At 55.2% G+C, this 23,461-nt stretch carries 26 protein-coding genes; 12 read left to right on the top strand and 14 right to left on the bottom strand.

Annotation, left to right across the window (positions count from 1 at the left end; genetic code table 11):
- The first annotated feature begins 7 nt into the window (after positions 1-7).
- Both greA and QMG27_RS07380 read left to right on the top strand, forming a co-directional pair.
- Positions 8-484: a transcription elongation factor GreA gene (gene greA, locus QMG27_RS07385; RefSeq protein ID WP_281810426.1), complete on the top strand. Its 477-nt coding sequence runs from the start codon at positions 8-10 to the stop codon at positions 482-484.
- Between the two features lie 8 nt (positions 485-492).
- Complete coding sequence (locus tag QMG27_RS07380) at positions 493-927, top strand: DUF4149 domain-containing protein (protein ID WP_281810425.1); 435 nt, start codon at positions 493-495, stop codon at positions 925-927.
- On the opposite strand, the gene QMG27_RS07375 is transcribed toward QMG27_RS07380, so the two are convergent.
- Positions 924-1,397, bottom strand: a complete 474-nt coding sequence (locus tag QMG27_RS07375; RefSeq protein WP_281810424.1) for a YhbY family RNA-binding protein — start codon at positions 1,395-1,397, stop codon at positions 924-926. The two genes, QMG27_RS07380 and QMG27_RS07375, sit on opposite strands and share 4 nt — an antisense overlap.
- A gap of 34 nt (positions 1,398-1,431) precedes the next feature.
- Between QMG27_RS07375 and QMG27_RS07370 the strand changes: the two genes are divergently transcribed.
- The 4 genes from QMG27_RS07370 to glmM all read left to right on the top strand — a co-directional run bounded on the left by QMG27_RS07370 (position 1,432) and on the right by glmM (position 6,390).
- A complete protein-coding gene (locus tag QMG27_RS07370) occupies positions 1,432-2,106 on the top strand; it encodes an RlmE family RNA methyltransferase (RefSeq protein ID WP_281810423.1) in 675 nt (224 codons plus the stop codon).
- Positions 2,107-2,213: 107 nt separating this feature from the next.
- Positions 2,214-4,127, top strand: a complete 1,914-nt coding sequence (ftsH, locus tag QMG27_RS07365) for an ATP-dependent zinc metalloprotease FtsH (RefSeq protein ID WP_281810422.1) — start codon at positions 2,214-2,216, stop codon at positions 4,125-4,127.
- A gap of 54 nt (positions 4,128-4,181) precedes the next feature.
- Positions 4,182-5,006 (top strand): dihydropteroate synthase, encoded by an 825-nt coding sequence (gene folP / locus QMG27_RS07360; RefSeq protein WP_281810421.1) that lies wholly within the window; start codon positions 4,182-4,184, stop codon positions 5,004-5,006.
- A 52-nt stretch (positions 5,007-5,058) separates the two neighbouring features.
- Positions 5,059-6,390 carry a phosphoglucosamine mutase gene (gene glmM / locus QMG27_RS07355; RefSeq protein WP_281810420.1) on the top strand — a complete coding sequence of 444 codons (1,332 nt, stop codon included), beginning with the start codon at positions 5,059-5,061 and terminating at the stop codon, positions 6,388-6,390.
- Here the strand turns inward: glmM and arsC are convergent.
- The 5 genes from arsC to QMG27_RS07330 form a co-directional block, all read right to left on the bottom strand.
- Entirely contained in the window at positions 6,387-6,746 is a 360-nt protein-coding gene (arsC, locus tag QMG27_RS07350; protein ID WP_281810419.1) for an arsenate reductase (glutaredoxin), read from the bottom strand. The two genes, glmM and arsC, sit on opposite strands and share 4 nt — an antisense overlap.
- Before the next feature lie 11 nt (positions 6,747-6,757).
- Complete coding sequence (locus tag QMG27_RS07345; protein WP_281810418.1) at positions 6,758-8,137, bottom strand: MATE family efflux transporter; 1,380 nt, start codon at positions 8,135-8,137, stop codon at positions 6,758-6,760.
- Between the two features lie 7 nt (positions 8,138-8,144).
- Positions 8,145-9,875, bottom strand: a complete 1,731-nt coding sequence (locus QMG27_RS07340; RefSeq protein ID WP_281810417.1) for a hypothetical protein — start codon at positions 9,873-9,875, stop codon at positions 8,145-8,147.
- Between the two features lie 64 nt (positions 9,876-9,939).
- The gene (locus QMG27_RS07335; protein ID WP_281810416.1) at positions 9,940-10,197 is read right to left on the bottom strand and encodes a type B 50S ribosomal protein L31; all 258 of its coding nucleotides are present in this window, start codon (positions 10,195-10,197) and stop codon (positions 9,940-9,942) included.
- 91 nt (positions 10,198-10,288) lie between these two features.
- Positions 10,289-11,194, bottom strand: coding sequence for an AEC family transporter (locus tag QMG27_RS07330; RefSeq protein WP_281810415.1), 906 nt, complete (start codon positions 11,192-11,194; stop codon positions 10,289-10,291).
- Between the two features lie 63 nt (positions 11,195-11,257).
- Between QMG27_RS07330 and xerD the strand changes: the two genes are divergently transcribed.
- Positions 11,258-12,184, top strand: coding sequence for a site-specific tyrosine recombinase XerD (gene xerD, locus QMG27_RS07325; protein WP_281810414.1), 927 nt, complete (start codon positions 11,258-11,260; stop codon positions 12,182-12,184).
- A gap of 28 nt (positions 12,185-12,212) precedes the next feature.
- On the opposite strand, the gene QMG27_RS07320 is transcribed toward xerD, so the two are convergent.
- Positions 12,213-13,010 carry a ferritin-like domain-containing protein gene (locus QMG27_RS07320; RefSeq protein WP_281810413.1) on the bottom strand — a complete coding sequence of 266 codons (798 nt, stop codon included), beginning with the start codon at positions 13,008-13,010 and terminating at the stop codon, positions 12,213-12,215.
- A gap of 41 nt (positions 13,011-13,051) precedes the next feature.
- On the opposite strand from QMG27_RS07320, the gene QMG27_RS07315 reads away from it, so the two are divergent.
- Both QMG27_RS07315 and QMG27_RS07310 read left to right on the top strand, forming a co-directional pair.
- Positions 13,052-13,576: a gamma carbonic anhydrase family protein gene (locus QMG27_RS07315; RefSeq protein WP_281810412.1), complete on the top strand. Its 525-nt coding sequence runs from the start codon at positions 13,052-13,054 to the stop codon at positions 13,574-13,576.
- Positions 13,576-14,550: an Hsp33 family molecular chaperone HslO gene (locus tag QMG27_RS07310; RefSeq protein ID WP_281810411.1), complete on the top strand. Its 975-nt coding sequence runs from the start codon at positions 13,576-13,578 to the stop codon at positions 14,548-14,550. Before QMG27_RS07315 ends, QMG27_RS07310 begins: the two co-directional genes overlap by 1 nt.
- A gap of 4 nt (positions 14,551-14,554) precedes the next feature.
- On the opposite strand, the gene QMG27_RS07305 is transcribed toward QMG27_RS07310, so the two are convergent.
- Genes QMG27_RS07305 through QMG27_RS07280 form a run of 6 tightly spaced genes read right to left on the bottom strand, consistent with a single transcriptional unit; the run spans position 14,555 to position 19,944 of the window.
- Entirely contained in the window at positions 14,555-15,190 is a 636-nt protein-coding gene (locus tag QMG27_RS07305) for an ATP-binding protein (protein WP_281810410.1), read from the bottom strand.
- Entirely contained in the window at positions 15,187-15,801 is a 615-nt protein-coding gene (gene pnuC / locus QMG27_RS07300; protein ID WP_281810409.1) for a nicotinamide riboside transporter PnuC, read from the bottom strand. Before pnuC ends, QMG27_RS07305 begins: the two co-directional genes overlap by 4 nt.
- Positions 15,798-16,070: a cell division protein FtsB gene (ftsB, locus tag QMG27_RS07295; protein WP_281810408.1), complete on the bottom strand. Its 273-nt coding sequence runs from the start codon at positions 16,068-16,070 to the stop codon at positions 15,798-15,800. The genes pnuC and ftsB overlap by 4 nt, the downstream gene beginning before the upstream one ends.
- Positions 16,071-16,079: 9 nt before the next feature.
- Positions 16,080-17,363: a phosphopyruvate hydratase gene (eno, locus tag QMG27_RS07290; protein WP_281810407.1), complete on the bottom strand. Its 1,284-nt coding sequence runs from the start codon at positions 17,361-17,363 to the stop codon at positions 16,080-16,082.
- Positions 17,364-17,419: 56 nt separating this feature from the next.
- Positions 17,420-18,277 (bottom strand): 3-deoxy-8-phosphooctulonate synthase, encoded by an 858-nt coding sequence (kdsA, locus tag QMG27_RS07285; RefSeq protein ID WP_281810406.1) that lies wholly within the window; start codon positions 18,275-18,277, stop codon positions 17,420-17,422.
- A gap of 20 nt (positions 18,278-18,297) precedes the next feature.
- Positions 18,298-19,944: a CTP synthase gene (locus QMG27_RS07280; RefSeq protein WP_281810405.1), complete on the bottom strand. Its 1,647-nt coding sequence runs from the start codon at positions 19,942-19,944 to the stop codon at positions 18,298-18,300.
- Between the two features lie 69 nt (positions 19,945-20,013).
- Between QMG27_RS07280 and coaBC the strand changes: the two genes are divergently transcribed.
- The gene (gene coaBC / locus QMG27_RS07275) at positions 20,014-21,228 is read left to right on the top strand and encodes a bifunctional phosphopantothenoylcysteine decarboxylase/phosphopantothenate--cysteine ligase CoaBC (protein ID WP_281810404.1); all 1,215 of its coding nucleotides are present in this window, start codon (positions 20,014-20,016) and stop codon (positions 21,226-21,228) included.
- Positions 21,229-21,260: 32 nt separating this feature from the next.
- Positions 21,261-21,710 carry a dUTP diphosphatase gene (gene dut / locus QMG27_RS07270; RefSeq protein WP_281810403.1) on the top strand — a complete coding sequence of 150 codons (450 nt, stop codon included), beginning with the start codon at positions 21,261-21,263 and terminating at the stop codon, positions 21,708-21,710.
- 76 nt (positions 21,711-21,786) lie between these two features.
- Here dut and QMG27_RS07265 read toward each other — a convergent pair whose 3' ends face one another.
- Positions 21,787-22,311: an FKBP-type peptidyl-prolyl cis-trans isomerase gene (locus QMG27_RS07265; RefSeq protein WP_281810402.1), complete on the bottom strand. Its 525-nt coding sequence runs from the start codon at positions 22,309-22,311 to the stop codon at positions 21,787-21,789.
- 19 nt (positions 22,312-22,330) lie between these two features.
- On the opposite strand from QMG27_RS07265, the gene QMG27_RS07260 reads away from it, so the two are divergent.
- Positions 22,331-23,461, top strand: a complete 1,131-nt coding sequence (locus tag QMG27_RS07260) for a cupin domain-containing protein (protein WP_281810401.1) — start codon at positions 22,331-22,333, stop codon at positions 23,459-23,461.

The raw sequence follows: 23,461 nt of genomic DNA, 5'->3' as shown, positions 1-23,461 counted from the left end.
ACGCACGATGAGTACAGTTCCTATCACCAAACGTGGCGCAGAAAAGCTCAAGGACGAGTTGCATAAACTCAAAACCATTGAGCGTCCCAACGTGATTGCTGCGATCGCTGAAGCACGTGCCCAAGGCGACTTGAGCGAAAACGCGGAATACGACGCAGCCAAAGACCGTCAAGGTTTCATCGAAGGTCGCATTCAAGAAATTGAAGGCAAGCTGTCGGTGGCTCAAATCATTGACCCAGCATCGCTCGATGCGGGTGGTCGTGTGGTGTTTGGCGCTACGGTTGCATTGGAAGACGAAGACACCGGCGACAAGGTGACTTACCAAATCGTGGGTGAAGACGAAGCCGATTTGAAACTCGGTCTCATCAACATCAGCAGCCCCATCGCCCGCGCCTTGATTGGCAAGGAAGAGGGTGATGTGGCCGAAGTGCAAGCACCAGGCGGTGTGAAGCACTACGAAGTGGTCAAGGTCTCTTACCTCTAACCCCTCACATGGCGCGGCTACAGATTTTCTTGGCGGCGCTGTGGTGGGGTAGCCTGTGTGCGGTGGGCTTCATGGTGGTGCCCATGCTGTTTATGCATTTGGAGACACCAGCCATCGCTGGACAAATGGCTGCAAAGCTTTTCACTGCGCAATCTTGGTTGTCACTGGTGTGTGGTCTGTTGCTTTTGCTAGCTGCTAAGCGCTTAAATCAAGACGACTCACATACGCCATCACCTTGGGTGATTGGTGGCATGCTGTGTGCCCTGTTGATTGAGGTGGCTGTGAAGCCCCACATCGTGGCGCGTGACAATCTGATGCTGTGGCACAACTTAGGTACGGCTTTTTATGCGTTGCAGTGGGTGTGTGCTGCAAAGGTGCTCTGGGCCTTGTACCCCGACAAAAAAGAGCTTGCCGTTGCAGCAAGCTCAGAATCTAGCCATTAACCCAAGCTGCGCTTTTTGACCGAAATCTTTTTGGGTTTGGCGCGTTTGACTTGACCGCCAGATGTCAGGCGTTGGTTGCCCAGCACGCGCAGAGTTTTTACTTCGGGGCGTTGGCCGCCTCGGCTGCTGTACTTGAGCACTTTCACATCGCGAGGGCCGGCCATGCGGTCTTCGTCAACGGTGCGTTCTTTTTCAGCGCGAGGGCGCCACAACACAAACAGTTTGCCGATGTGTTGTATGGGGGCCGCGTTGAGTTGGTCAGCCAAAGCGACAAACATGGCTTCGCGCGCTTGGCGGTCGTCGCCCAACACGCGGATTTTGATGAGGCCGTGCGCGTTGAGCGCCATCTCGGCTTCTTTGATCACGGCAGGTGTTAAGCCATCGTTGCCAATCATGACAACAGGGTCTAAATGGTGCGCTTCGGCGCGGTGAATTTTGCGTTGAGCAGGTGTGAGTTGTATTGCGGGCATGGGGGTATTATCCCCGCTCGCTCAGAGGTATGAATTGAAAGCTAAAACTAAAAGCAAAAAGGTCAACAAAACATGGTTGAACGACCATGTGAACGATACCTACGTCAAGCTGGCTCAAAAAGACGGCTACCGTGCGCGTGCGGCTTACAAGCTCAAGGAAATCGACGAACAGCTTCACCTCATCAAGCCCGGCTACACCGTGGTTGATTTGGGGTGCACACCTGGGGCATGGTGTCAATATTTGCGCCGTCGTATGTCTCCCAGTGGGGCGGCAGTTGGTGAACTCAATGGCACCATCATCGGCTTAGATATCTTGCCCATGGAGCCGATTGAAGATGTGACCTATATCCAGGGTGATTTCCGTGAGGAAGAGGTCTTGGCACAGCTAGAAGCCGCCTTGCAAGGCCGAATTGTGGATGTGGTGGTGTCTGACATGGCTCCCAATCTGACGGGGATTGAGTCGACCGATGCCACTCGCATTGCCCATTTGATTGAGCTGGCGGTGGACTTTGCGCAAAAGCACCTCAAGGACGATGGTGCATTGGTGGTCAAACTCTTTCACGGCAGCGGTTACAGCGATTTGGTGAACTTGTTCAAAAGCACGTTTCGCGTGGTCAAACCGATCAAACCAAAGGCCAGCCGTGATAAGTCAAGTGAAACCTTTTTGGTTGGTATGGGCGTGAAAAGTCGCGTTTGCGCAAATCCTTGATTTTTCTAAGGCTGCTTGCGATGAATAAAGCAGCCCCCAGTGCTTGAAACGCCTAAAATCAGGCCCATCTCAGTACATCTCGTACTTTTCTTATTTCGGAGCCCACATTGAATAATCAATGGTTCTCAAAAGTCGCTGTTTGGTTGGTCATCGCTTTGGTGATGTTCACTGTGTTCAAACAGTTTGAAACACGCCCAGGCGCAGGCTCTGGCTACCTTGGCTATTCGGACTTCCTTGAAGAAGTTCGCGCCAAGCGCATCAAAACCGCCACCATTCAAGAAGGTCAGGGCGGTACAGAAATTAGCGCTGTCACCAACGACGACCGCAAGATTCGTACGACGGCCACTTATCTCGACCGTGGTTTGGTGGGCGACTTGATCGCCAATGGCGTGAAGTTTGACGTCAAGCCCCGCGAAGAAGGCTCGCTCCTGATGACCCTGCTGGTCAGCTGGGGCCCCATGCTGTTGCTCATTGGTGTATGGGTGTACTTCATGCGTCAGATGCAAGGCGGCGGCAAGGGCGGGGCGTTCAGCTTTGGCAAAAGCAAAGCGCGCATGCTCGACGAAAACAACAACCAAGTCACGTTTGCTGACGTGGCAGGTTGCGACGAAGCCAAAGAAGAAGTCAAAGAAGTCGTGGACTTCTTGAAAGACCCACAACGCTTCCAAAAATTGGGTGGTCGGATTCCACGTGGTTTGTTGTTGGTTGGCCCTCCCGGTACTGGTAAGACATTGTTGGCCAAAGGCATTGCTGGCGAAGCCAAAGTGCCGTTCTTCAGCATCTCGGGTTCAGACTTCGTTGAGATGTTTGTAGGCGTGGGCGCGGCACGTGTGCGCGACATGTTCGAGAACGCGAAAAAGAATGCACCTTGCATCATCTTCATTGACGAGATTGATGCTGTGGGTCGCCAACGTGGTGCCGGTGTGGGCGGTGGCAACGATGAGCGCGAACAAACCTTGAACCAAATGTTGGTCGAGATGGATGGTTTTGAAACCAACCTCGGCGTCATCGTGGTGGCTGCCACCAACCGTCCTGACATCTTGGATGCCGCTTTGCTGCGCCCCGGCCGCTTTGACCGCCAGGTGTATGTGACCTTGCCTGATATCCGGGGTCGTGAGCAAATTTTGAATGTGCATATGCGCAAAGTGCCAATTGGCCAAGACGTGAACGCCAGCGTGATTGCACGTGGCACACCAGGCATGAGCGGTGCTGATTTGGCCAACCTGTGTAACGAAGCTGCCTTGATGGCTGCGCGCCGCAACGCGCGCGTGGTCGAGATGCAAGACTTCGAAAAAGCCAAAGACAAAATCTTGATGGGCCCCGAGCGCAAGAGCATGGTGATGCCCGAAGAAGAGCGTAAGAACACGGCCTACCACGAAGCCGGTCACGCCTTGATTGGCAAGCTCTTGCCCAAGTGTGACCCCGTACACAAAGTGACCATCATTCCGCGTGGTCGCGCTTTGGGCGTGACCATGAGCCTGCCTGAAAAAGACCGTTATAGCTACGACCGTGAATACATGCTGAACCAAATCAGCATGTTGTTTGGTGGCCGTATCGCCGAAGAAGTGTTCATGAACCAAATGACCACAGGTGCAAGCAATGACTTTGAGCGCGCTACATCGATCGCACGTGACATGGTGACGCGTTACGGCATGACCGAGGCCTTGGGCCCCATGGTCTACGCCGAGAACGAAGGCGAAGTGTTTTTGGGCCGCTCAGTCACCAAGACCACCAGCATGTCAGAGGCCACCATGCAAAAAGTGGATGTGGAAGTGCGTCGCATCATTGATGAGCAATACAACTTGGCTCGCCGTTTGATTGAATTCAACAGCGACAAGATGCACACCATGGCAAAGGCTTTGCTTGAGTGGGAAACCATCGACAAAGAGCAAATTGACGACATCATGGAAGGTCGTGAGCCACGTCCACCCAAAGACTGGACACCACGCACCCCTTCAGGTGGCGATGGCAGCGGTGGCAGCCCTGCGGTTCAAGCCGATCCATCACCCAGCGCTGCTTAAAGCGCAACGAAGAACCGAAAACGGGGCGTAAGCCCCGTTTTTCATGGAGTGTTTATGTTTTGGCAAACCTCACGTTTTCGCATTGATCTCAACCAACCTCAGGTGATGGGCATCGTCAATGTCACGCCTGACTCGTTCTCAGATGGCGGACAACACGCCAGCACACATCAGGCGTTGGCCCATTGCGAGCAACTGCTCAAAGAAGGCGCACATATTTTGGATATTGGCGGTGAGTCAACCCGACCCGGTGCGCCCGCCGTGAGCTTGGAGGAGGAGTTAGCGCGCGTGTTGCCCGTGGTGCGCGAAGCAGTGCGTTTGAATGTGCCGATTTCTGTGGATACCTACAAAGCCGAGGTCATGCAAGCAGTGTTGGATGCGGGGGCAGACATCATCAACGATGTGTGGGCTTTGCGTCAGATCGGCGCTCAGCAAGTAGTTGCTGCACACCCTGCATGTGGCGTGTGTTTGATGCACATGCACGGGGAGCCCCAAACCATGCAGACATGGCCGATGCAAGGAAGCATCACGCAGCCTGTTGCAGAATTTTTAATGCACAACGCACAAGCCTTGCAAGCTTTGGGTGTTGCACACGAGCGTATTGCCCTTGATCCCGGAGTGGGGTTTGGTAAAACAGTGGCTCAAAACTTTGAGCTGCTAGCGCATCAAAAACAGCTGTTGACCTTGGGCTATCCCTTGCTCGTGGGATGGTCACGTAAATCGTCTATCGGGGCAGTGACGGGGTGTGAGGTGGGTGATCGCATGCTGCCTAGCGTGGCTGCGGCGGTCATCGCTGTTGAGCGCGGCGCACGAATTGTGCGTGTGCATGATGTGGCGCAAACCGTTCAAGCACTCAAAGTTTGGCAGGCCGCTCAAGTTTGAGACAATCACCTCAAACCGATAAAAAACAACAACAAATACCAAGGCAAATAAGATGACACGCAAATATTTCGGCACAGACGGCATTCGCGGAACCGTGGGTCAAGCGCCTATCACCCCTGACTTTGTATTGCGTTTGGCCCATGCTGTGGGCCGTGTGCTGAAGCAAACCGAAGCGCACCCCACGGTGTTGATTGGCAAAGACACACGCATCTCTGGCTACATGCTGGAGTCAGCCCTAGAGTCTGGTTTCAACTCGGCAGGCGTCAATGTGGTGCTGCTTGGGCCCTTGCCAACACCCGGTGTGGCCTACCTCACGCGTGCGCAGCGCGCGAGCTTGGGCGTGGTCATCAGTGCCAGCCATAACCCGTTTGCCGACAACGGCATCAAGTTCTTCAGTGCCAATGGCAACAAGCTCAGCGATGCTTGGGAGTTGGCTGTGGAAGCCGCCTTGGAAGAAGCGCCTGTGTGGGTGGACTCGGCTAATCTTGGTAAGACCAAGCGCTTGGACGATGCGGCGGGCCGTTACATTGAATTTTGTAAGAGCACGTTTTCAAATGACCTCACGCTTAAAGGTTTGAAGGTGGTGGTGGATGCAGCGCACGGTGCTGCTTATCACATCGCGCCCAAGGTCTTTCACGAATTGGGTGCTGATGTGATCGCGATCGGTTGCAGCCCCGATGGTTTGAACATCAACGATGAAGTGGGCGCCACGCATCCTGATGCTTTGGTGCGTGCCGTCAAAGCCAACCATGCCGACTTTGGCATTGCGTTGGATGGCGATGCTGACCGCTTGCAAATGGTGGATGCGCAAGGGCGCTTGTACAACGGCGATGAGTTGTTGTACCTGATGGCGGATGATCGATTAGCCAATGACGAAGTCGTGCCGGGCGTGGTGGGTACCCTCATGACGAATATGGCTGTCGAAGTGGCTTTGAAAAAACGAGGCGTTGGCTTTGTGCGTGCCAAGGTGGGTGACCGTTATGTGCTGGAAGAGCTCGCGAAAAACAAATGGATTTTGGGTGGCGAAGGTTCAGGCCACTTGCTGGCTTTGGACAAGCACACCACGGGGGACGGCTTGGTGAGTGCTTTGCAAATTTTGCAAACTTGCGTACGCAGTGGCAAAACGATGGCCGAGTTGCTCAAAGACGTGACGCTGTTTCCTCAAACCCTCATCAACGTGCGTTTGCGCCCAGGGCAAGATTGGCAATCAAATGCGCGTATGAAAGAGGAAGTGCAAAAAGCCGAGGCCGAGTTGGCAGATACAGGCCGTGTGCTCATTCGCGCCAGCGGCACCGAGCCTTTGGTGCGTGTGATGGTCGAGGCCCGTGATGAAGCGCAAGCCAACGCGTGCGCCAAGCGCATTGCCGATACCTTGTCGGCTTAAGTCGTCGGCAATATCTCCAACACCAATTCTGGCGGACGACACAAACGTGTGCCGTTGGGGGTGATAACGATAGGGCGGTTCATCAGCACGGGGTGGGCCAGCATGGCATCGATCAGCGCGTCTTCTGTGAGGTTCGGGTTGTCCAAACCTAGCTCTGCATAAATCGCCTCTTTGCTGCGCATCAGTGCGCGTGCCGAAACACCCGTGGCTTGGATGATGTCTTGTAACTCATGGCGTGTCGGTGGCGCGTCCAAATACAAAACCACTTCAGGCTCATAGCCATGTTCGCGCAAGAGGGCTAAGGCATTGCGTGAGTTGCTGCACTTGGGGTTGTGATAAATCTTGATTTCGTTCATGGGTTTATCCATCAATGACGCACCTGAGTGCCGCGTGTTGGACGATAAGCGGCGCGCCACAACACGGGCAATAAAACTGCGGTGGTCACATACAAGGCCAAACTGCCGGTTTGCCAAAATGCAATGGGTGACTGAGGGGTGAGCCATGTCAACCCCGACACATCAAAGCCTGCGCCATAAGCCACCACATAACCGCCCGCCAAACCTAAGCCCCATAGCAACACGGTGTAAGTGATAAGCGGCAGTACCGTGATGCCGTAGCAGCGCAGGGTGAATACGCAAAACACTTGCACCGCATCGGCCACGTGGTAGAGCATTAGCCATAACAGCAACGTGGCGGCCAATGCTGCCACCTCCGGCGACTGGGTGTAAAACTGTGCAATGGTGTGATGTTGCCACCCAATCAAACCTGCCAAACTCAGGCTCAGAAGCAGCACCAAGCTCAGGCCTGTTCGTAGCGCCTGACGCGCACGATGAATTTGCCCAGCACCAATCCAATAGCTCACACGCGAGCTGCTGGCGATGGAAAGTGACAAGGGAATCATGTAGAGCACCGCTGTCATGTTGGACACGATTTGGTGGCTTGCGGTGGCGACGACGCCTAAGCGTGCGATGAACAAAGACATGAGGGTGAAGGAGGTGACCTCCACGCCGATGGCCAATCCACTGGGTAGTCCTAAGCGTACGAAGCGTAGCAGTGTGGTTGCATGTGGTTTTTCCATAGGTGCCCAAATCCGATAGGGCTTGTAGAAGTCTTGCGTACGTAGCAACCAAACGGCCAGTCCCAGCATGAGGATCATCACTGCCAAGGTTGCCCATGCACAGCCAGCTAAACCCAAGGGCGGCAGAACGTTTGGAATACCCAATACCAAAGCGATGGACAGTGGAATTTTGACCATCAAAGCACCGACTTGCACCCACGTCACCAACTTAGGTTTGCCTAAGCTTTGATTGAGTGTGCTGTACATGCGAAACAGCAATGACGCGGGCAATCCAAAAGCCACGATGTTCAGATAGCCGCGAACTTCAGCTTGCAAGTCAGCAGGGACTTGCGTCCAGTTCAATAAAACATCTGGGCAGAGCAATGCCCACATGCCTAAGCTGGCGGTGATGGCACACAAGTACAAAGCTTGTCGAACCGATCGTCCGACCTCGGCATGACGCTGTGCGCCATGCAGTTCAGCCCAAACAGGCAGTAAGGCTTGCAGCATGCCCATCAGCGATATATGCACTGTGACATAAGTGGCCGAGGCAACAGCCAATGCTGCGAGCGCTGTGTCTGCGAAGTGTCCGGCGACCAATGTGTCAGTGATGCTGAATGCCATCACAGCCAGCTGTCCGACCATCACAGTGCCGGCATGACGCATGATGGTTGCGCGTTCGCTGCTCATGGGTAGATCAAGGTTGACGGCGATGGTAGAGCGTCACATTTTCTTTTCTATCAGCTGGGCGATAGATGCTGCGCACACGTGTCCACTCGCTGAGCTTGACCACCTGATTTACTTCAGGACGTAAATCGTTATCAACCACGAGCCAAGGACATGAACGTTCCTGAGATGTTGTGGTCATTTCAGCTTTTTTCACATCAAAACCACCGTGGTAATGAAAGGCCATCATTTGGCTTGTGCTCAAACCGTAGCTGAGCAGGCAAACACTGCTGGATCGGTTGGGGTCTTGTTTGTTCATCACAGTTTGGATTTGCTGAACCCAGGGCTTGTAGCTGAAGGCGAAGTCCAATAAAGGTAGCCATAACGTCAAAAGCAACAGCCAACTCAACGCCGCGCCACCCGCAGGAAGAACCAAGCTTTTCCACAAAGCATGACGATTTCTTGCAGAACGCCAGCTCACGAGCCATCCCCAGACGAAGGTGGCAGCCAAAGCTATCAAGAATGGAATCCATTCGAAGGTCGGTTCAAAACCAGGTGCCAAACGTGCCACATTGGCGGCTGGTTTGGCTGGCCATCCTGTTTGCATTGCAATCCAGATGATCCAGATGATCAAGGCCGAGCCGGTGAAGAACAACAAGGTGAACCAATCGATCAAGGCGGCCACACTGCGTCGCAGGGTAGGAAGTGCAAACGCAGCCAGGGTGGCAAAGGCGGGTAGCGCCAGCAACAAAGTACGACTCGAAGAGGGGGTTAACAAGGCGGTGCTGACGGTCAGTAGCATGAACCACATGGGCAGCACCAAATGACGGCTCCAATGCGTTGAGGCCCATTGGCGGCGCCAGTGCCATAAGGTCCAGATCGCCAATGGCCAAGCAGGCCATGTGAACCAAACCAAAAGACGGACCAAGTTTCGCCAAGCTTGAGGGTCTTGGTGCAGTGGTAACAGGCGCCAATGCCAAATCTCTAATGTTGTTGCAAGTGCAGCCACTGCGAGTCCTACAAGCAGCAACCAAAGCGCATGTTGTCTAGCGGTCTTTGGGGATGTACTTTGACGGTCTAAAAGACATAAGAGACCGCTGCCAACGGCCATCAGCACGGCAAAACTGGGGGCGCCACTGAGGCACAAACCCAAAAGCCCGATGGTCAAGGCTGTCAAACTGTAGCGTGGGTGGTAGGGCAGGGCAGCCACACCATAAAAAACAAAGCTCACGAGAGACAGTTGCATCAAGATCGGGCTGGCTTCATGTGACAGCAGTGCCAATCCCAAACAGGCGATGAGCGCAAGTACCGCGCCATCAGCGATGGTGCGGGCGTAGTCCTTGGGTTTTGCCTCGCCACCAAATGCAAACGGCACAGGTTGCGCTTGTGGGCTTAGGGCTAAGTAATACACGCCATGCCATGTGCTGGCCAATGTCAGTGCCAACAGCAGCGCGAATGGAAGGCGAACCGCCAATCCTGCGGACATCCAACTAGGGGCGATTTGTATGGCCCATGCACCGAGCCAGTAGGGCAGCAACGCATCAAGTTCTGGAAGTTGGCCCCAGATGTTTGGGTTGAACCAATCACTACTGCCTTCAGCCAAGGCGAGCATGTAGCTAAAGGCGTTGAATTCATTACCCTTCCAAGGCTCTCGGCCAATCAATCCTGGCAGCACATAGGCAGCGCAGAACAACCACAGCGCTAGACGCGGCAAACGACGCACAGCACTTTGTGGAACGATGGCAGGGGTGGGATGGGTCACAGTCGTTTAAATAAAAAAGGCAGCACGGAGGGCCGGGCTGCCTTGTTTGAAGTGAGCGCAGGGCTTACTTGGCGGCTGTTTTGCCGTACTTGTTACGGAAGCGCTCAACGCGACCACCCATGTTGTCCACAGATTTTTGTGTGCCTGTGTAGAAGGGGTGTGATTCGCTGGTGGTATCCAACTTGAACAATGGCAGCTCGCGGCCGTCTTCCATGGTGATCATTTCTTTTGTGTTCGCGCATGAGCGAGTCACAAATTTGAAACCGTTGGACATGTCCATGAAACAGATTTCACGGTAGTTGGGGTGAATGCCTTCTTTCATCGCTTTTTCCTTAGCAGCTGCGGTAGCCATGCCGACCTATTTCGACACACTTTCCGCAAAACGCGTCATTATGCCACGAAAGAACGCGTTTTTATCGCAAGACCGCTAAGGCAAAGGGTAGGCTGAGCATGCCCATCAAGGTCGATAAAGTCACCAAGCCCGCCACAAACGCACCGTTGTAGCCCATACGGGCGGCCAATACGTAGCAACTGGACGCTGTGGGTAGCGCCGAAAACGCCAACAACACGCTGGTTTGCGTGTGATCTAGTCCAAAAGCTCCCGCCAAACCGAAGGCCAGCAATGGCGTGATGAGGTGACGAATGGCCAACAATGACACTGCCAGTGCCTTGGCTTTCATGAGGTGTCCGAACTGCATGCCAGCACCGGCGGCCATCAATCCCAAAGCCAAAGATGCTGCACCGATGCGCTGCAGGGTAGGCTCGGCCCAGTTCGGAATTTGCAAGCCCACGATATTGGCCAAGAGGCCTGATGCCGTGGCTAGGATGAGCGGGTTACGAACCAGCTCTCGTCCAAAGCTGCGCTGAGAATGACGCGCCATGGGCCACACAGCGGCCACGTTGAACATGGGGACGCACACGCCAATCAACACCGCAATTAACAACAGCGCCTGCGGGCCAGCGATGCGCTCAGCCAAGGCCAAGGCGATAAAGGAGTTGAAACGAAAGGCTACTTGTGCGCTGGCCGCATGCATACGGGCATCTATGTGTCGCCCCAGTAGCGGTAACTTGGGGAGTACATAAGACAGCGTCACGCTGCTCAAGCCCAGCATCAACCCTGCCATGATGAGATGAGAGGCGGCTTGTAAATCCAAAGGCGTTCGCACGATGGAGTGAAACAACAACACGGGGAAGAGAAAGAAGTACACCAAGCTCTCTACCTGTTCCCACACGGTGCGGTTGAGTGCGGTGTATTTACAAACGAGATAGCCGCAAAGAATGAGCGAGAAATCGGGAAAGAGGAGTTGGGCGTAATTCACGTGCTAAGAATAACCGCACTGGAATCTCCGAGTGTGTTGTCAGCGTTTACGATTGACCCTCACATGACACATTCTGTTCCTCTTCATGTTGCTGCACCCGATGCCAACATTGACATCTTCATTGATGCGCTTTGGTTAGAGCACGGTTTGGCCCCCAACAGTTTGGCGGCCTATCGGCGTGACTTGAATTTGCTCTCAGCTTGGCTGCACACGCAGGGCACGCATTTGCTGGCAGCGCAAGAGTCTGACTTGCAACAGTACTTTGCACACCGCCATGCCGAGACCAAAGCCACCAGTGCCAACCGTCGTTTGACGGTGTTCAAACGTTTTTACCGTTGGGCTCTGCGCGAGCGCATGTTGGTGGCCGACCCCACGTTGAAATTGCTGACGGCCAAACAACCCGTGCGTGCACCCAAAAGTCTGACCGAGGCGCAAGTGGAGAGTCTGCTCAATGCGCCAGATGTATCCACAGGTTTAGGTATGCGAGATCGAACCATGTTGGAGCTGATGTACGCCAGCGGCTTGCGTGTGAGCGAGCTGGTGGATCTGAAAACTTTGCATGTTAGCTTGAACGACGGTGTGCTACGAGTGATGGGCAAAGGTAGCAAAGAGCGCTTGGTGCCGTTTGGCGAAGTGGCACGTGATTGGCTGCAACGCTATTTGAATGAGGCGCGACCTGCGTTGCTGGCTGGCCATCAAACCGAAGCTTTGTTTGTGACGGTGCGTGGGAAAAATGCGGGCGAGGGCATGACACGCGCGATGTTTTGGCAGCTCATCAAACGCTACGCTTTGCTAGCGCAAATCCACGCGCCCATTTCGCCGCATACCTTGCGCCATGCGTTTGCCACCCACTTGTTGAACCACGGCGCCGATTTGCGCGCGGTGCAAATGCTCTTGGGGCATGCCGATATTTCTACAACCACCATTTACACGCACATTGCGCGTGAGCGTTTGAAGAGCCTGCATGGGCAGCACCATCCTCGCGGGTGAGGCGTGTGCAGTTTAGAAGCGGGCGATCTTAGGCTCCGAGCAGGTAACCAATTTCCACATCAGTAAAGCCTGCGCGTTTGCGAGCTTCTTCGTTGAACGGTGGGCGTAAGTTGGGCGCTTCGTATTGCTTCACCAATGCGCCATACAAAGGCACGGGGTCAAGCCCGCGTTGTTCGCACAGCCAGCGATACCAATGGTTGCCAATGGCGACATGGCCGACTTCGTCGCGCAAGATGATGTCAAGCAAGTCCACGGCTTTCAAGGCGCCAGGACTCGCTGCTTTGCGCAACTTGGTTTGAATCAAAGGCGTGGCATCCAGCCCGCGTGCTTCGAGGGTGCGAGGCACCAAGGCCATGCGGGCTAGCACATCACCCGCTGTTTTCTCGCACATCTGCCACAGGCCATCGTGGGCATCGAAGTCGCCATATTCGTAGCCCAACTCATGGAGTAGCTCATGCAAGATGGTGAAGTGGTAAGCCTCTTCGTGCGCGACCAGCAGCCAATCGCGGTAAAACGCTTCGGGCATGTCGCTGAAGCGCCAAACGGCATCCAGTCCCAAGTTGATGGCGTTGAACTCGATGTGACACACCGCATGAATCAGCGCCGCCAAACCTTCGGACGTAAAGGGCGTGCGGCTGGGCACGTCTTTAGGTGGCAGCAGGTGTGGGCGTTGAGGGCGACCAGGCAAGGCAGCGGTCGGTGTGAGCACCTCACTGGGTGCAAGTGCTAAATGGGGTTGTTGGGCCCATAGGGTCTGCACAGCAACCACTTTGTCTCGTGGGTGGCAAAGGCACAGGGCATCAAGGGCGTGTTGGCGAAGCGACATCCCTACAATTGTAGGAAAACACACACTGCAAGGAGACTTCTATGGCCGTTTACCAACTTGATGACTTGACCCCAAACATCGCGGACTCCGCATGGGTGGCCGACAACGCGCAAGTGGTGGGTGATGTGCACATGGCCGCCGACAGCAGTGTCTGGTTCAGCTCGGTGGTGCGCGGTGACACGGCCACCATTCGCATAGGCGAAGGTACCAACATCCAAGACGGCAGCGTGCTGCATGCCGATGTGGGCATTCCGCTCACCATTGGGAAACATGTGACGGTGGGCCACATGGTGCAGCTGCATGGCTGCACGATTGGCGATGAATCGCTCATTGGCATTGGTGCTGTGGTGCTCAATGGCGCGAAGATTGGCAAAAACTGTTTGGTGGGTGCGGGTTCTCTTGTGACCGAAGGCAAAGAGTTTCCCGACGGCTCCATGATTTTGGGAAGCCCTGCCAAGGTGGTGCGCGAGCTCACTCATGAGCAAATTGAAGGGCTGCGCCGCAGCGCGCAGCACTATGTGACTAACAAAAACCGCTTCAAAGCGGGCTTAAAGAAAATTGCTTGATGTCTCAACTGCATAAATTTTTGTTTGATGGCATGCCCGTGCGTGGCATGTTGGTGCAACTCACCGATGTCTGGCAAGAGGTGCTCAAACGCCGTGCCGCCAACGCCGAAACTGGTGCTTACCCAGAGGCTGTGCGCCATTTGCTGGGCGAGATGACGGCGGCTTCGGTGTTGATGCAGTCGAACATCAAATTCAACGGCGCCTTGGTCATGCAAATTTTTGGCGATGGCCCTTTGAAGCTGGCTGTGGTTGAGGTGCAGCCCGACCTGAGCTTGCGTGCTACGGCCAAAGTGGTGGGCGAGTTGGGCAATGCCAGCACTTTGCCCGAGATGGTGAACGTCAACAACGAAGGCAAATGCGCCATCACCCTCGACCCGCTCAACAAAATGCCAGGCCAGCAGCCCTACCAAGGTGTGGTGCCTTTGTTTGATGACCAACGTAACAAACTCGATAAGTTCAGCGATGTCTTGCAGCACTACATGCTGCAAAGTGAGCAGCTCGACACCACCTTGGTGCTGGCTGCCAACGACACCACGGCAGCTGGCTTGTTGATCCAACGCTTGCCTGTCAAAGGGGAAGCCAACTTAGCAGCTCAAGCCAGTATGGGTGACGAGGACGGCATTGGCTTGAGTGAAGACTACAACCGCATCTCTATCTTGGCTGCGAGCTTGACGGCTGATGAGCTGTTGAATTTGGATGCCGAAACCATTTTGCGACGCTTGTTTTGGGAAGAAAAACTGGTGCGCTTTGAGCCCTTGCAACCGAAGTTCGCATGTTCATGCAGCCGTGAGCGAGTGAGTAACATGATTCGCAGCTTGGGCACCGACGAAGTGGAAAGCATCTTGGCCGAGCGCGGCAATGTGGAAGTGGGTTGCGATTTTTGCGGTCAGCAATACCGCTACGACGCAGTGGATGCCGCGCACATTTTCACTAGCGCTGAGTCTCAACCACCCGCGCCTTCATCGTTGCACTGAGCGTTTAGCCTTTGACAAGGCTGGTGAATAAGCGGTGCTCGCAGTCGCCGTCACCACAGGTTTCGCAGGGGCCGCTCCAGCGTGTAGGCGGCTCAGGGCGCTCTAGCTGCTTGGCCCAGTCAGGTGCTTGGCGACCTATACAAAACAAAGCGTTCTCTAAGCGCTGCTCGCCCGTGCCGTACACGACTTGGTAAGGCAGTCCAGCCAGCCCCAACATGTGACGCACGGCTGCATCGACGGGTTCGCGCACATGCGGGCCATCGCGCTGCAAACCGTCACTCACCCAGGGTAGATCTAAGCCAGTCAGTAGCGTGACGTCATACACCGCTTGATGCGCCAAGGCCAAGGCATTCAAGCTGTCATCGTTGAACAACATTTGACTGTAGACAGCCGTCATCAACGGTGTGGTGTCTGCAATCACCACGGCATCCGCTGGCGCTGCGAGTACCCGTGCCATTTGTGTTTCGACGATGTGTAACTGTTCGTCTTGACGCGGTGTGCGCTGATGGATGTCACACCATTCACGCAGGTATTCGTCCACGCGGTGTACCGCCAAACCCGATTGCTGCAACTGTGCGCACAGGTCATGCGCCAGCTGTGACTTGCCTGTGCTTTCAGCACCGAGCAGCGCAATCTTCATGCTCTCGCTTCCTCTTGGACATGCTTGCGCCAAGTGCGCCAGCCTACCGCACTGAGCGCAATGAACACGAGGTAGAGCAGCGTGGTGAGCCACAGACCTTTCCACGCAAACAACCCAGCGGCGACGATGTTGACGATGATCCAAACCGCCCAATTTTCCAAGCGCTTGTGTGCCAGCAAATATTGGCCGACCAAGCTGAAGGCAGTGGGGAAGGCATCCCACCAAGGCACATCGGTGTCGGTGAAGTTCAGCAGCACGGCTCCCGTGCTTAGCCATAGCAAACTGCCCATCCAAGCTAAGTTGAAGCGCTGGCGCGCAGGCATGCGGGTGACGGGTAAGGGCGCGCCCTCTACGCCGCGCAGCCACACGGACCAGCCCCAAAGAGCCAAGACGACGAATAGCACTTGCAGCAGCGCGTCGCCGTACAAGCGTTGGCTCCAAAACAAAAAGAAATACAGCACAGAGCTGATAGCGGCCAAAGGCCAACCCCAATGCAATTCAACGATGTTGCACACAATCATCGCGAAGGCCAGTAGCACAGCGATGAGCTCAAGCCAAGAAGTGTCGAGGCCCCAAAGGGTGAATGCGGTCGAGAAAAGGAGTTCGGTCACTTCGCGATTTGCACGAAGACTTCATTCGGCTTGACCATGCCGATTTCAGAGCGGGCGCGCTCTTCGACCATTTCCAGACCGTCTTTGAGGTCATGGAGTTCAGCGCTGAGGCGGTCGTTGGCCAGCTGCGCAGCAGCGTTCTGCTGATTTTGTTCTTTTAAGGTCTGACGCAGGCGCATCACGTCAGGGATGCTGCCGCGACCAAACCACAGCTGGCCCTGCAGCACAAGCAGCAGGGCAATCAGCACGAGGTGGAGTGGTCGCAACATCACGCGTGATTAACGCAAGTTGTAGAAGGCAGCACGGCCTGGGTACACGGCCACATCGCCCAAGTCTTCTTCGATGCGCAAGAGTTGGTTGTACTTGGCCATGCGGTCAGAACGGCTCATGGAGCCAGTTTTGATTTGGCCAGCATTCAAGCCCACGGCGATGTCGGAGATGGTGGAGTCTTCGGTTTCGCCAGAACGGTGCGAGATGACGGCGGTGTAGCCAGCGCGCTTGGCCATCTCGATGGCTTCAAACGTTTCAGTCAAAGTGCCGATTTGGTTGATCTTGATGAGGATCGAGTTGGCGATGCCCTTGTCGATGCCTTCTTTGAAGATCTTGGTGTTGGTCACGAACAAGTCGTCACCCACGATTTGCACTTTCTTGGCCAAGCGGTCGGTCAACACCTTCCAACCGTCCCAGTCGCCTTCGGCCATGCCGTCTTCGATGGAGATGATGGGGTACTTGTCGCACCAAGTGGCGAGCATGTCGGTCCATTGTTGGGCGGTCAATTGCAAGCCTTCGCCGGCCAAGTGGTATTTGCCGTCTTTGTAGAACTCGCTGGCAGCGCAGTCCAAGCCCAAAGCGATTTGCTCGCCAGGGGTGTAGCCTGCGGCGGTGATGGCGTCCAAGATCATTTGGATCGCTGCTTCGTGGCTGGCTACGTTGGGGGCAAAGCCGCCTTCGTCGCCCACGGCAATGCTCATGCCTTTGTCGTGGATGATTTTCTTCAAGGCGTGGAACACTTCAGCACCGTAACGCACGGCTTCACGGAAAGTAGGAGCGCCGACTGGGATGATCATGAACTCTTGCAAGTCCAAGTTGTTGTTGGCATGTGCGCCACCGTTGATGACGTTCATCATGGGCACGGGCAGTTGGTTGCCGTTCATGCCGCCGAAGTAACGGTACAGGGGCAAGCCAGACTCTTCAGCTGCAGCGCGAGCCACAGCCATAGACACAGCCAACAACGCATTGGCGCCCAAGCGGCTCTTGTTGTCGGTGCCGTCGAGGTCGATCAAAGTCTTGTCGAGGAAGGCTTGCTCAGAAGCATCCAAGCCCAAAATGGCTTCAGAGATTTCGGTGTTGATGTGCTCAACGGCTTTCAACACGCCTTTGCCAAGGTAGCGGCTTTTGTCGCCATCACGCAGCTCGATGGCTTCGCGGCTGCCGGTGGATGCGCCAGATGGCACAGCGGCACGGCCCATGGTGCCGGACTCCAACAATACATCACATTCCACGGTGGGGTTGCCGCGGCTGTCCAAAATTTCACGGGCGACGATGTCGACGATAGCGCTCATTTGTGTTTTCCTATGGTCAAGTTTTTAAAAAAGGTTTTCGGCTGTGTGCTTGGCACTCAGGCCTCAAAGTTGTTTTCTAAGAAGGGGTGCTTTTTGGTCACGGCGTCGAGTTCAACCAATGTTTCCAACAAAGCTTTCATTTTGTTCAAGGGCACGGCGTTGGGGCCGTCCGACCAAGCCTCTGAGGGGCGAGGGTGGGTTTCCATGAAGAGGCCTGCCACACCTGCGGCCACACCTGCACGGGCCAGAACGGGCACCATCTCGCGCGCACCGCCGCTGCTGGTGCCTTGGCCGCCTGGCTTTTGCACCGAGTGGGTCACGTCAAACACCACAGGGGCGCCTGACTTGCGCATCTCAGCCAAGCTCACCATGTCTGCCACGAGGTTGTTGTAGCCAAAGCTCACACCGCGTTCGCAGGCCAAGAAGTTGTCTTCGGGCAAGCCAGCTTCGCGTGCAGCGGCGCGGGCTTTGTCGATGACGTTTTTCATGTCCCAAGGGGCCAAGAACTGGCCCTTTTTGATGTTCACGGGTTTGCCTGATTGCGCGACAGCACGAATGAAATCAGTCTGGCGGCACAAGAACGCAGGCGTTTGCAACACGTCGACCACGCTGGCTACGGTTTTGACTTGCGACTCGTCATGCACATCGGTGAGTATGGGTAGGTGCAATTGGCGACGCACTTCATCCAAAATTTTCAGGCCCGCATCGATACCCACGCCGCGTTTGGTGTTGCCAGACGAGCGGTTGGCCTTGTCGAACGAGCCTTTGTAGATCAGCGGGATGCCCAAACCAGAGCAGATCTCTTTGAGTTGGCCGGCCACGTCAATGGACATTTCCAAGCCTTCGATCGAGCAGGTGCCTGCGATCAAAAAGAAACGCTGGTCGAGGCCGACATCAAATCCACAAAGTTTCATGGCGTGCATTCCTTTGAAAATTAAGCCTTGGCCTTGTGTTCAAGTGCGGCCTTGACAAAGGCGTTGAACAGCGGATGGCCGTCCCATGGGGTGGACTTGAATTCGGGGTGGAACTGCACGCCCATGTACCAAGGGTGCACGTCTTGCGGCAGTTCGATGATTTCGGTCAGGTGCTCACGTTGTGTAAGGGCTGAAATCACCAAGCCGGCATCACGCAGTTTGTCCAAATAGTTGACGTTGGCTTCGTAGCGGTGGCGGTGACGCTCGGTCACCACATCGCCGTAGATTTTGTGAGCCAAGGTGCCAGGGGCCACATCTGAGCTTTGTGCGCCCAAACGCATGGTGCCTCCTAAGTTGGAATTCTCGTCGCGCACTTGGATCGTGCCGTCTTCGTTTTTCCACTCGTTGATGAGCGCGATGACGGGTTGTTCGCAGTCGGCCACAAATTCGGTGGAGTGGGCTTGCGTCAAGCCTGCTTTGTGGCGAGCGTATTCGATGGTTGCCACTTGCATGCCCAAGCAGATACCGAGGTAAGGCACTTTGTTTTCGCGGGCGAATTGGGCAGATGCAATCTTGCCTTCCACGCCGCGAATGCCAAAGCCCCCGGGCACCAACACCGCGTCGAATTTTTCGAGTTGGTTCACGTTTTCGGGCGTGATGAATTCAGAATCTACGTATTCGATCTTGACGCGCGCATGGTTCTTCATACCAGCGTGGCGCAGCGCTTCGTTGAGTGATTTGTAGCTGTCAGACAGGTCAACGTACTTGCCCACCATAGCGATGGTGACTTCTGCTTTGGGGTTGGCCACTTCGTGAACCAAGTCATCCCAGCGTTGCAAATTAGCAGGCTGGGCGTTGATGCGTAGTTTTTCGCACACCAAACGATCCAAGCCTTGCTCGTGCAGCATGCGAGGCACTTTGTAGATGGTGTCCACATCCCACATGGAGATCACGCCCCACTCGGGCACGTTAGAGAAGAGGCTGATTTTTTGGCGCTCGTCTTCAGGGATGGGGCGATCTGCGCGGCACAACAAAGCATCGGCCTGAATGCCGATTTCGCGCAGCTTTTGCGCGGTGTGTTGGGTGGGCTTGGTTTTGAGTTCGCCAGCGGCAGCAATCCAAGGCACGTAGCTCAGGTGCACAAAGGCGGTGTTTTGTGGGCCGAGCTTCAAGCTCATTTGACGCGCAGCTTCGAGGAAGGGCAGAGACTCGATGTCACCCACAGTGCCGCCGATTTCCACGATAGCCACGTCGACCGCTTCGGGGGTTTCGTAGGCCGCGCCTCGTTTGACGAACTCTTGAATTTCGTTGGTGATGTGCGGGATGACCTGCACGGTCTTACCCAAGTAGTCGCCACGGCGCTCTTTGTCGAGCACGCTTTGGTAAATTTGGCCGGTGGTGAAGTTGTTGGCCTTTTTCATGCGCGTCGTGATGAAGCGCTCATAGTGGCCGAGGTCGAGGTCAGTTTCTGCGCCGTCTTCGGTGACGAACACCTCGCCGTGCTGCAGGGGCGACATGGTGCCGGGGTCTACGTTGATGTAGGGGTCCAGCTTGATGAGGGTGACTTTGAGGCCGCGTGATTCAAGCAAGGCGGCGAGTGAGGCGGCTGCAATTCCCTTGCCTAGGGAAGAGACAACACCGCCGGTGACGAATACAAATTGGGTCATGCCAGATCGGGAGACTGTCTCCCGGTAGGTGGAAATCGAAATTATAGGCGCTCTGCTACATTGCCACCCATGTCTGATCTGTCAAATAAACACATTGTTTTGGGTTTGAGCGGTGGCATCGCTTGCTACAAGGCGGCGGAGCTGTGCCGCGCTTTGGTGAAAGCTGGGGCGACGGTGCAAGTGGTGATGACTGAGGCTGCGGCCCAGTTCATCACACCAGTCACGTTACAGGCCTTGTCGAATCGCGCGGTCTATGTTTCGCAATGGGATGCGCGTGAGCCCAACAACATGGCGCACATCAACTTGAGCCGTGAGGCTGATGCCATTTTGATTGCTCCCGCTAGCGCCGACTTCATGGCCAAACTGCTGCATGGTCGTGCCGATGATTTGCTCAGCCTCATGTGCCTAGCCCGACCGATTGAGCGCGTGCCTTTGATCTTGGCTCCTGCCATGAACCGCGAAATGTGGCAGCACCCCGCCACGCAACGCAACATGGCGCAACTTACCGCAGACGGTGCGCATGTCTTAGACGTAGGGCAGGGCGAACAAGCCTGTGGCGAAACCGGTGACGGCCGCATGCTGGAGCCAGAAGAAATTTTGGAAGACCTCATCGCGTTCTTCCAACCCAAAGTCTTGGCAGGCCAGCATGTGCTTGTTACAGCAGGCCCTACCTACGAGGCCATGGACCCCGTGCGCGGCATCACCAATTTGTCCAGTGGCAAGATGGGGTTCTCAATTGCTCGCGCAGCGCGCGAAGCAGGTGCGCAAGTGACCTTGGTCGCTGGTCCCGTTCGTTTACCTACGCCGCGCGGCGTGCAACGTGTGGATGTGCGCTCGGCATTGGACATGCAAGCTGCTGTGGCCAAGCATGTGGATGCGGCTTCAGTGTTTGTGGCGACGGCTGCCGTGGCCGATTGGCGTGTGGCCAGTGTGGCTGGGCAAAAAATCAAGAAAGACGGCTCTGGTCAGTTACCGCAACTGAACTTTGTTGAAAACCCAGACATCTTGGCTGGCGTGGCGCAATCGGCGCGTGCCCAAAGCGGTGCTTTGTATTGCGTGGGATTCGCCGCTGAAAGTCATGATTTGCTCAAGCATGCCACGGCCAAACGCGAACGCAAAGGCGTGCCGCTGTTGGTCGGCAACATCGGCCCTGCGACGTTTGGCTTGGATGACAACGCTTTGTTGTTGGTGGACGCACACGGCCACCAAGAACTGCCGCATGCCAACAAACTGACCTTGGCGCGTCAATTGGTGGGTGAGATTGCCCGCCGTTTGAACCCTTAATTTTTCACACTCAATTTTTCATTTGAAGCACTATGAAACTCGACGTCAAAATTCTCGATCCCCGCATGGCTGAACAGCTGCCGCAATACGCCACACCTGGCAGCGCTGGCTTAGATTTACGTGCTTGTTTGGATGCACCCATCACGCTCGAACCTAACGCTTGGCAATTGGTGCCAACGGGCATCGCCATTCATTTGGCCGACCCTGCGTATGCTGCGCTTATCTTGCCTCGCTCAGGCCTCGGTCATAAGCACGGCATCGTGTTGGGTAATTTGGTGGGCTTGATTGACAGCGATTACCAAGGCCAGCTCATGGTCAGCGCTTGGAACCGCAGCGATGTGGCATTCACACTGGAACCCATGGAGCGTTTAGCGCAGTTGGTCATCGTGCCAGTGGTGCAAGCCCAGTTCAATGTGGTGAATGAGTTTGCGGGCGCGACCGAGCGCGGCGAGGGCGGTTATGGCTCGACCGGTAAGAAGTAAAACGTTGGCAATGCGAAGTTAAGAGCCCAACAAAAAGCAGCTCTCGGGCTGCTTTTTTGATGTGCAGAGATAGATCTCAGTGCAACAGATCGCTACCCGGTGCTTGCGGCTCAATTTTGAAGAAGCCTGTCCCTAAAGTGCCGCGCTCAAGTTCCTCTTGCGTGGCTTCACGCACAGCCTGCACATCGAGGTGAATGCGAATGGCAATTCCCGCGAGCGGGTGGTTGCCGTCAAGCACCACGTGTTCTGGGTAGATCTCGGTGACGGTGTAGAGCAAATCTTGCGGTGCATCTGGGTTGCAGCCTTGTGGCAGCGCGTGCCCTTCAAGCGTGTGGCCTTCTTCCAGCTCTTTCGGAAAGCGCGAACGCGCTTCTAAAAACACCAAGTTTTCGTCATAGTCGCCGAAGGCTTCCTCGGGTTCGAGTTGCAAGTCGATGTGGTCTCCCACGCTGTGGCCTTGCAGGGCTTCTTCGATCTTGGCCAGCAGGTCATCGCCACCCACTAAAAATTCAACTGGGCTGTCTAATTCATCGAGCACTTCGCCCAAAGTGTCTTTCAAGGTCCAAGTTAAGCCGACCACGCAGTGTTGTGTAATTTCCATAGGGCAAAATTGTCGCACGATGCATGTGAATAAACCCCTGACCCTGCTCGGCGGCATCAGCCCCGCCGAATTTATGAGCACTTATTGGCAGCGCAAACCTTTGCTGGTACGCCAGGCCATTCCGGAATTCAAAGCCTTGCTCAGCCGTCCTGAGCTGTTCGACTTGGCCGAACACAACGAGGTCGAATCTCGCTTGGTGATTGGCTCCAATGGCGGCAAACGCGACTGGCAAATGCAGCGCGGCCCGTTCAAACGCCGCGCAATCCCCAAGCTCACCGACCGCGACTGGACTTTGTTGGTGCAAGGCGTGGATTTGCACGACGACCGTGTGGCTGCTTTGATGCAGCAATTTCGCTTCATCCCAGACGCCCGTCTAGACGATGTCATGATTAGCTACGCCACTGAAGGCGGCGGTGTAGGGCCGCACTTTGACAGCTATGACGTGTTTTTGTTGCAAGCCCACGGCCAGCGCCGCTGGCGCATTGGTCGGCAAAAAGATTTGTCCTTGGTGCCCGATATGCCGCTGAAGATTTTGGCGAATTTCAAGCCCGAACATGATTGGGTGCTCAACCCCGGTGACATGCTGTACTTGCCGCCGCGCTACGCACACGATGGCATTGCACAAGGTGAGTGCATGACCTACTCGATTGGGTTTCGTGTGCCTCAAGCCGGCGATTTGGCACGTGAACTGTTGGTCCGCTTGAGCGAAGGCGCGGAAGATGCGGTTGGCTGCGATTTGTACAAAGATGCTTCGCAACCAGCTGTTGCAAAGCCAGCGGCCATGCCTGAGGGATTGATTGATTTTGCAAAAAATGCGTTGCAAAAATCGTTAAAAGATCCTAAATCTCTTCAACGTGCTTTGGGCGAGTATTTGACAGAGCCCAAAGCCAATGTCTGGTTTGAGATGGGGGAGATGCCCGATCGACTGGTCTCTGTGCGTTTAGACCGACGAAGCAAGATGATGTACGACGATCACCATATCTTCCTGAATGGGGACAGTTGGCGAGCCGCAGGCCGGGATGCGGCGCTGATGCGCCGTTTGGCAGATTGCCGAGAGTTAACAGAGGATGAGCTCAAAAATGCCAGTTCTGAGGCTTTAAGCCTGCTGATGGAGTGGTGTGACGATGGTTGGTTGCACGGTAAAAACTAA

Source organism: Limnohabitans sp. MORI2 (assembly GCF_027925025.1).
Taxonomy (GTDB): Bacteria; Pseudomonadota; Gammaproteobacteria; order Burkholderiales; family Burkholderiaceae_C; genus Limnohabitans.
The sequence above is the reverse complement of the archived record's forward strand: the minus strand, read 5'-3'. Positions and strand labels throughout refer to the sequence as shown.

What these genes read in the sequence shown, in the direction of transcription:
- QMG27_RS07375 (WP_281810424.1), bottom strand. Translation starts at nt 1,397, where the DNA reads ATGCCCGCAATACAACTCACACCTGCTCAACGCAAAATTCACCGCGCC.
- QMG27_RS07310 (WP_281810411.1), top strand. Translation starts at nt 13,576, where the DNA reads ATGTCTCAACTGCATAAATTTTTGTTTGATGGCATGCCCGTGCGTGGC.
- eno (WP_281810407.1), bottom strand. Translation starts at nt 17,363, where the DNA reads ATGAGCGCTATCGTCGACATCGTCGCCCGTGAAATTTTGGACAGCCGC.
- QMG27_RS07380 (WP_281810425.1), top strand. Translation starts at nt 493, where the DNA reads ATGGCGCGGCTACAGATTTTCTTGGCGGCGCTGTGGTGGGGTAGCCTG.
- glmM (WP_281810420.1), top strand. Translation starts at nt 5,059, where the DNA reads ATGACACGCAAATATTTCGGCACAGACGGCATTCGCGGAACCGTGGGT.
- folP (WP_281810421.1), top strand. Translation starts at nt 4,182, where the DNA reads ATGTTTTGGCAAACCTCACGTTTTCGCATTGATCTCAACCAACCTCAG.
- dut (WP_281810403.1), top strand. Translation starts at nt 21,261, where the DNA reads ATGAAACTCGACGTCAAAATTCTCGATCCCCGCATGGCTGAACAGCTG.
- xerD (WP_281810414.1), top strand. Translation starts at nt 11,258, where the DNA reads ATGACACATTCTGTTCCTCTTCATGTTGCTGCACCCGATGCCAACATT.
- QMG27_RS07315 (WP_281810412.1), top strand. Translation starts at nt 13,052, where the DNA reads ATGGCCGTTTACCAACTTGATGACTTGACCCCAAACATCGCGGACTCC.
- coaBC (WP_281810404.1), top strand. Translation starts at nt 20,014, where the DNA reads ATGTCTGATCTGTCAAATAAACACATTGTTTTGGGTTTGAGCGGTGGC.
- QMG27_RS07320 (WP_281810413.1), bottom strand. Translation starts at nt 13,010, where the DNA reads ATGTCGCTTCGCCAACACGCCCTTGATGCCCTGTGCCTTTGCCACCCA.
- QMG27_RS07265 (WP_281810402.1), bottom strand. Translation starts at nt 22,311, where the DNA reads ATGGAAATTACACAACACTGCGTGGTCGGCTTAACTTGGACCTTGAAA.
- ftsB (WP_281810408.1), bottom strand. Translation starts at nt 16,070, where the DNA reads ATGTTGCGACCACTCCACCTCGTGCTGATTGCCCTGCTGCTTGTGCTG.
- greA (WP_281810426.1), top strand. Translation starts at nt 8, where the DNA reads ATGAGTACAGTTCCTATCACCAAACGTGGCGCAGAAAAGCTCAAGGAC.
- QMG27_RS07305 (WP_281810410.1), bottom strand. Translation starts at nt 15,190, where the DNA reads ATGAAGATTGCGCTGCTCGGTGCTGAAAGCACAGGCAAGTCACAGCTG.
- QMG27_RS07260 (WP_281810401.1), top strand. Translation starts at nt 22,331, where the DNA reads ATGCATGTGAATAAACCCCTGACCCTGCTCGGCGGCATCAGCCCCGCC.
- QMG27_RS07335 (WP_281810416.1), bottom strand. Translation starts at nt 10,197, where the DNA reads ATGAAAGAAGGCATTCACCCCAACTACCGTGAAATCTGTTTCATGGAC.
- kdsA (WP_281810406.1), bottom strand. Translation starts at nt 18,277, where the DNA reads ATGAAACTTTGTGGATTTGATGTCGGCCTCGACCAGCGTTTCTTTTTG.
- QMG27_RS07345 (WP_281810418.1), bottom strand. Translation starts at nt 8,137, where the DNA reads ATGAGCAGCGAACGCGCAACCATCATGCGTCATGCCGGCACTGTGATG.
- arsC (WP_281810419.1), bottom strand. Translation starts at nt 6,746, where the DNA reads ATGAACGAAATCAAGATTTATCACAACCCCAAGTGCAGCAACTCACGC.
- QMG27_RS07280 (WP_281810405.1), bottom strand. Translation starts at nt 19,944, where the DNA reads ATGACCCAATTTGTATTCGTCACCGGCGGTGTTGTCTCTTCCCTAGGC.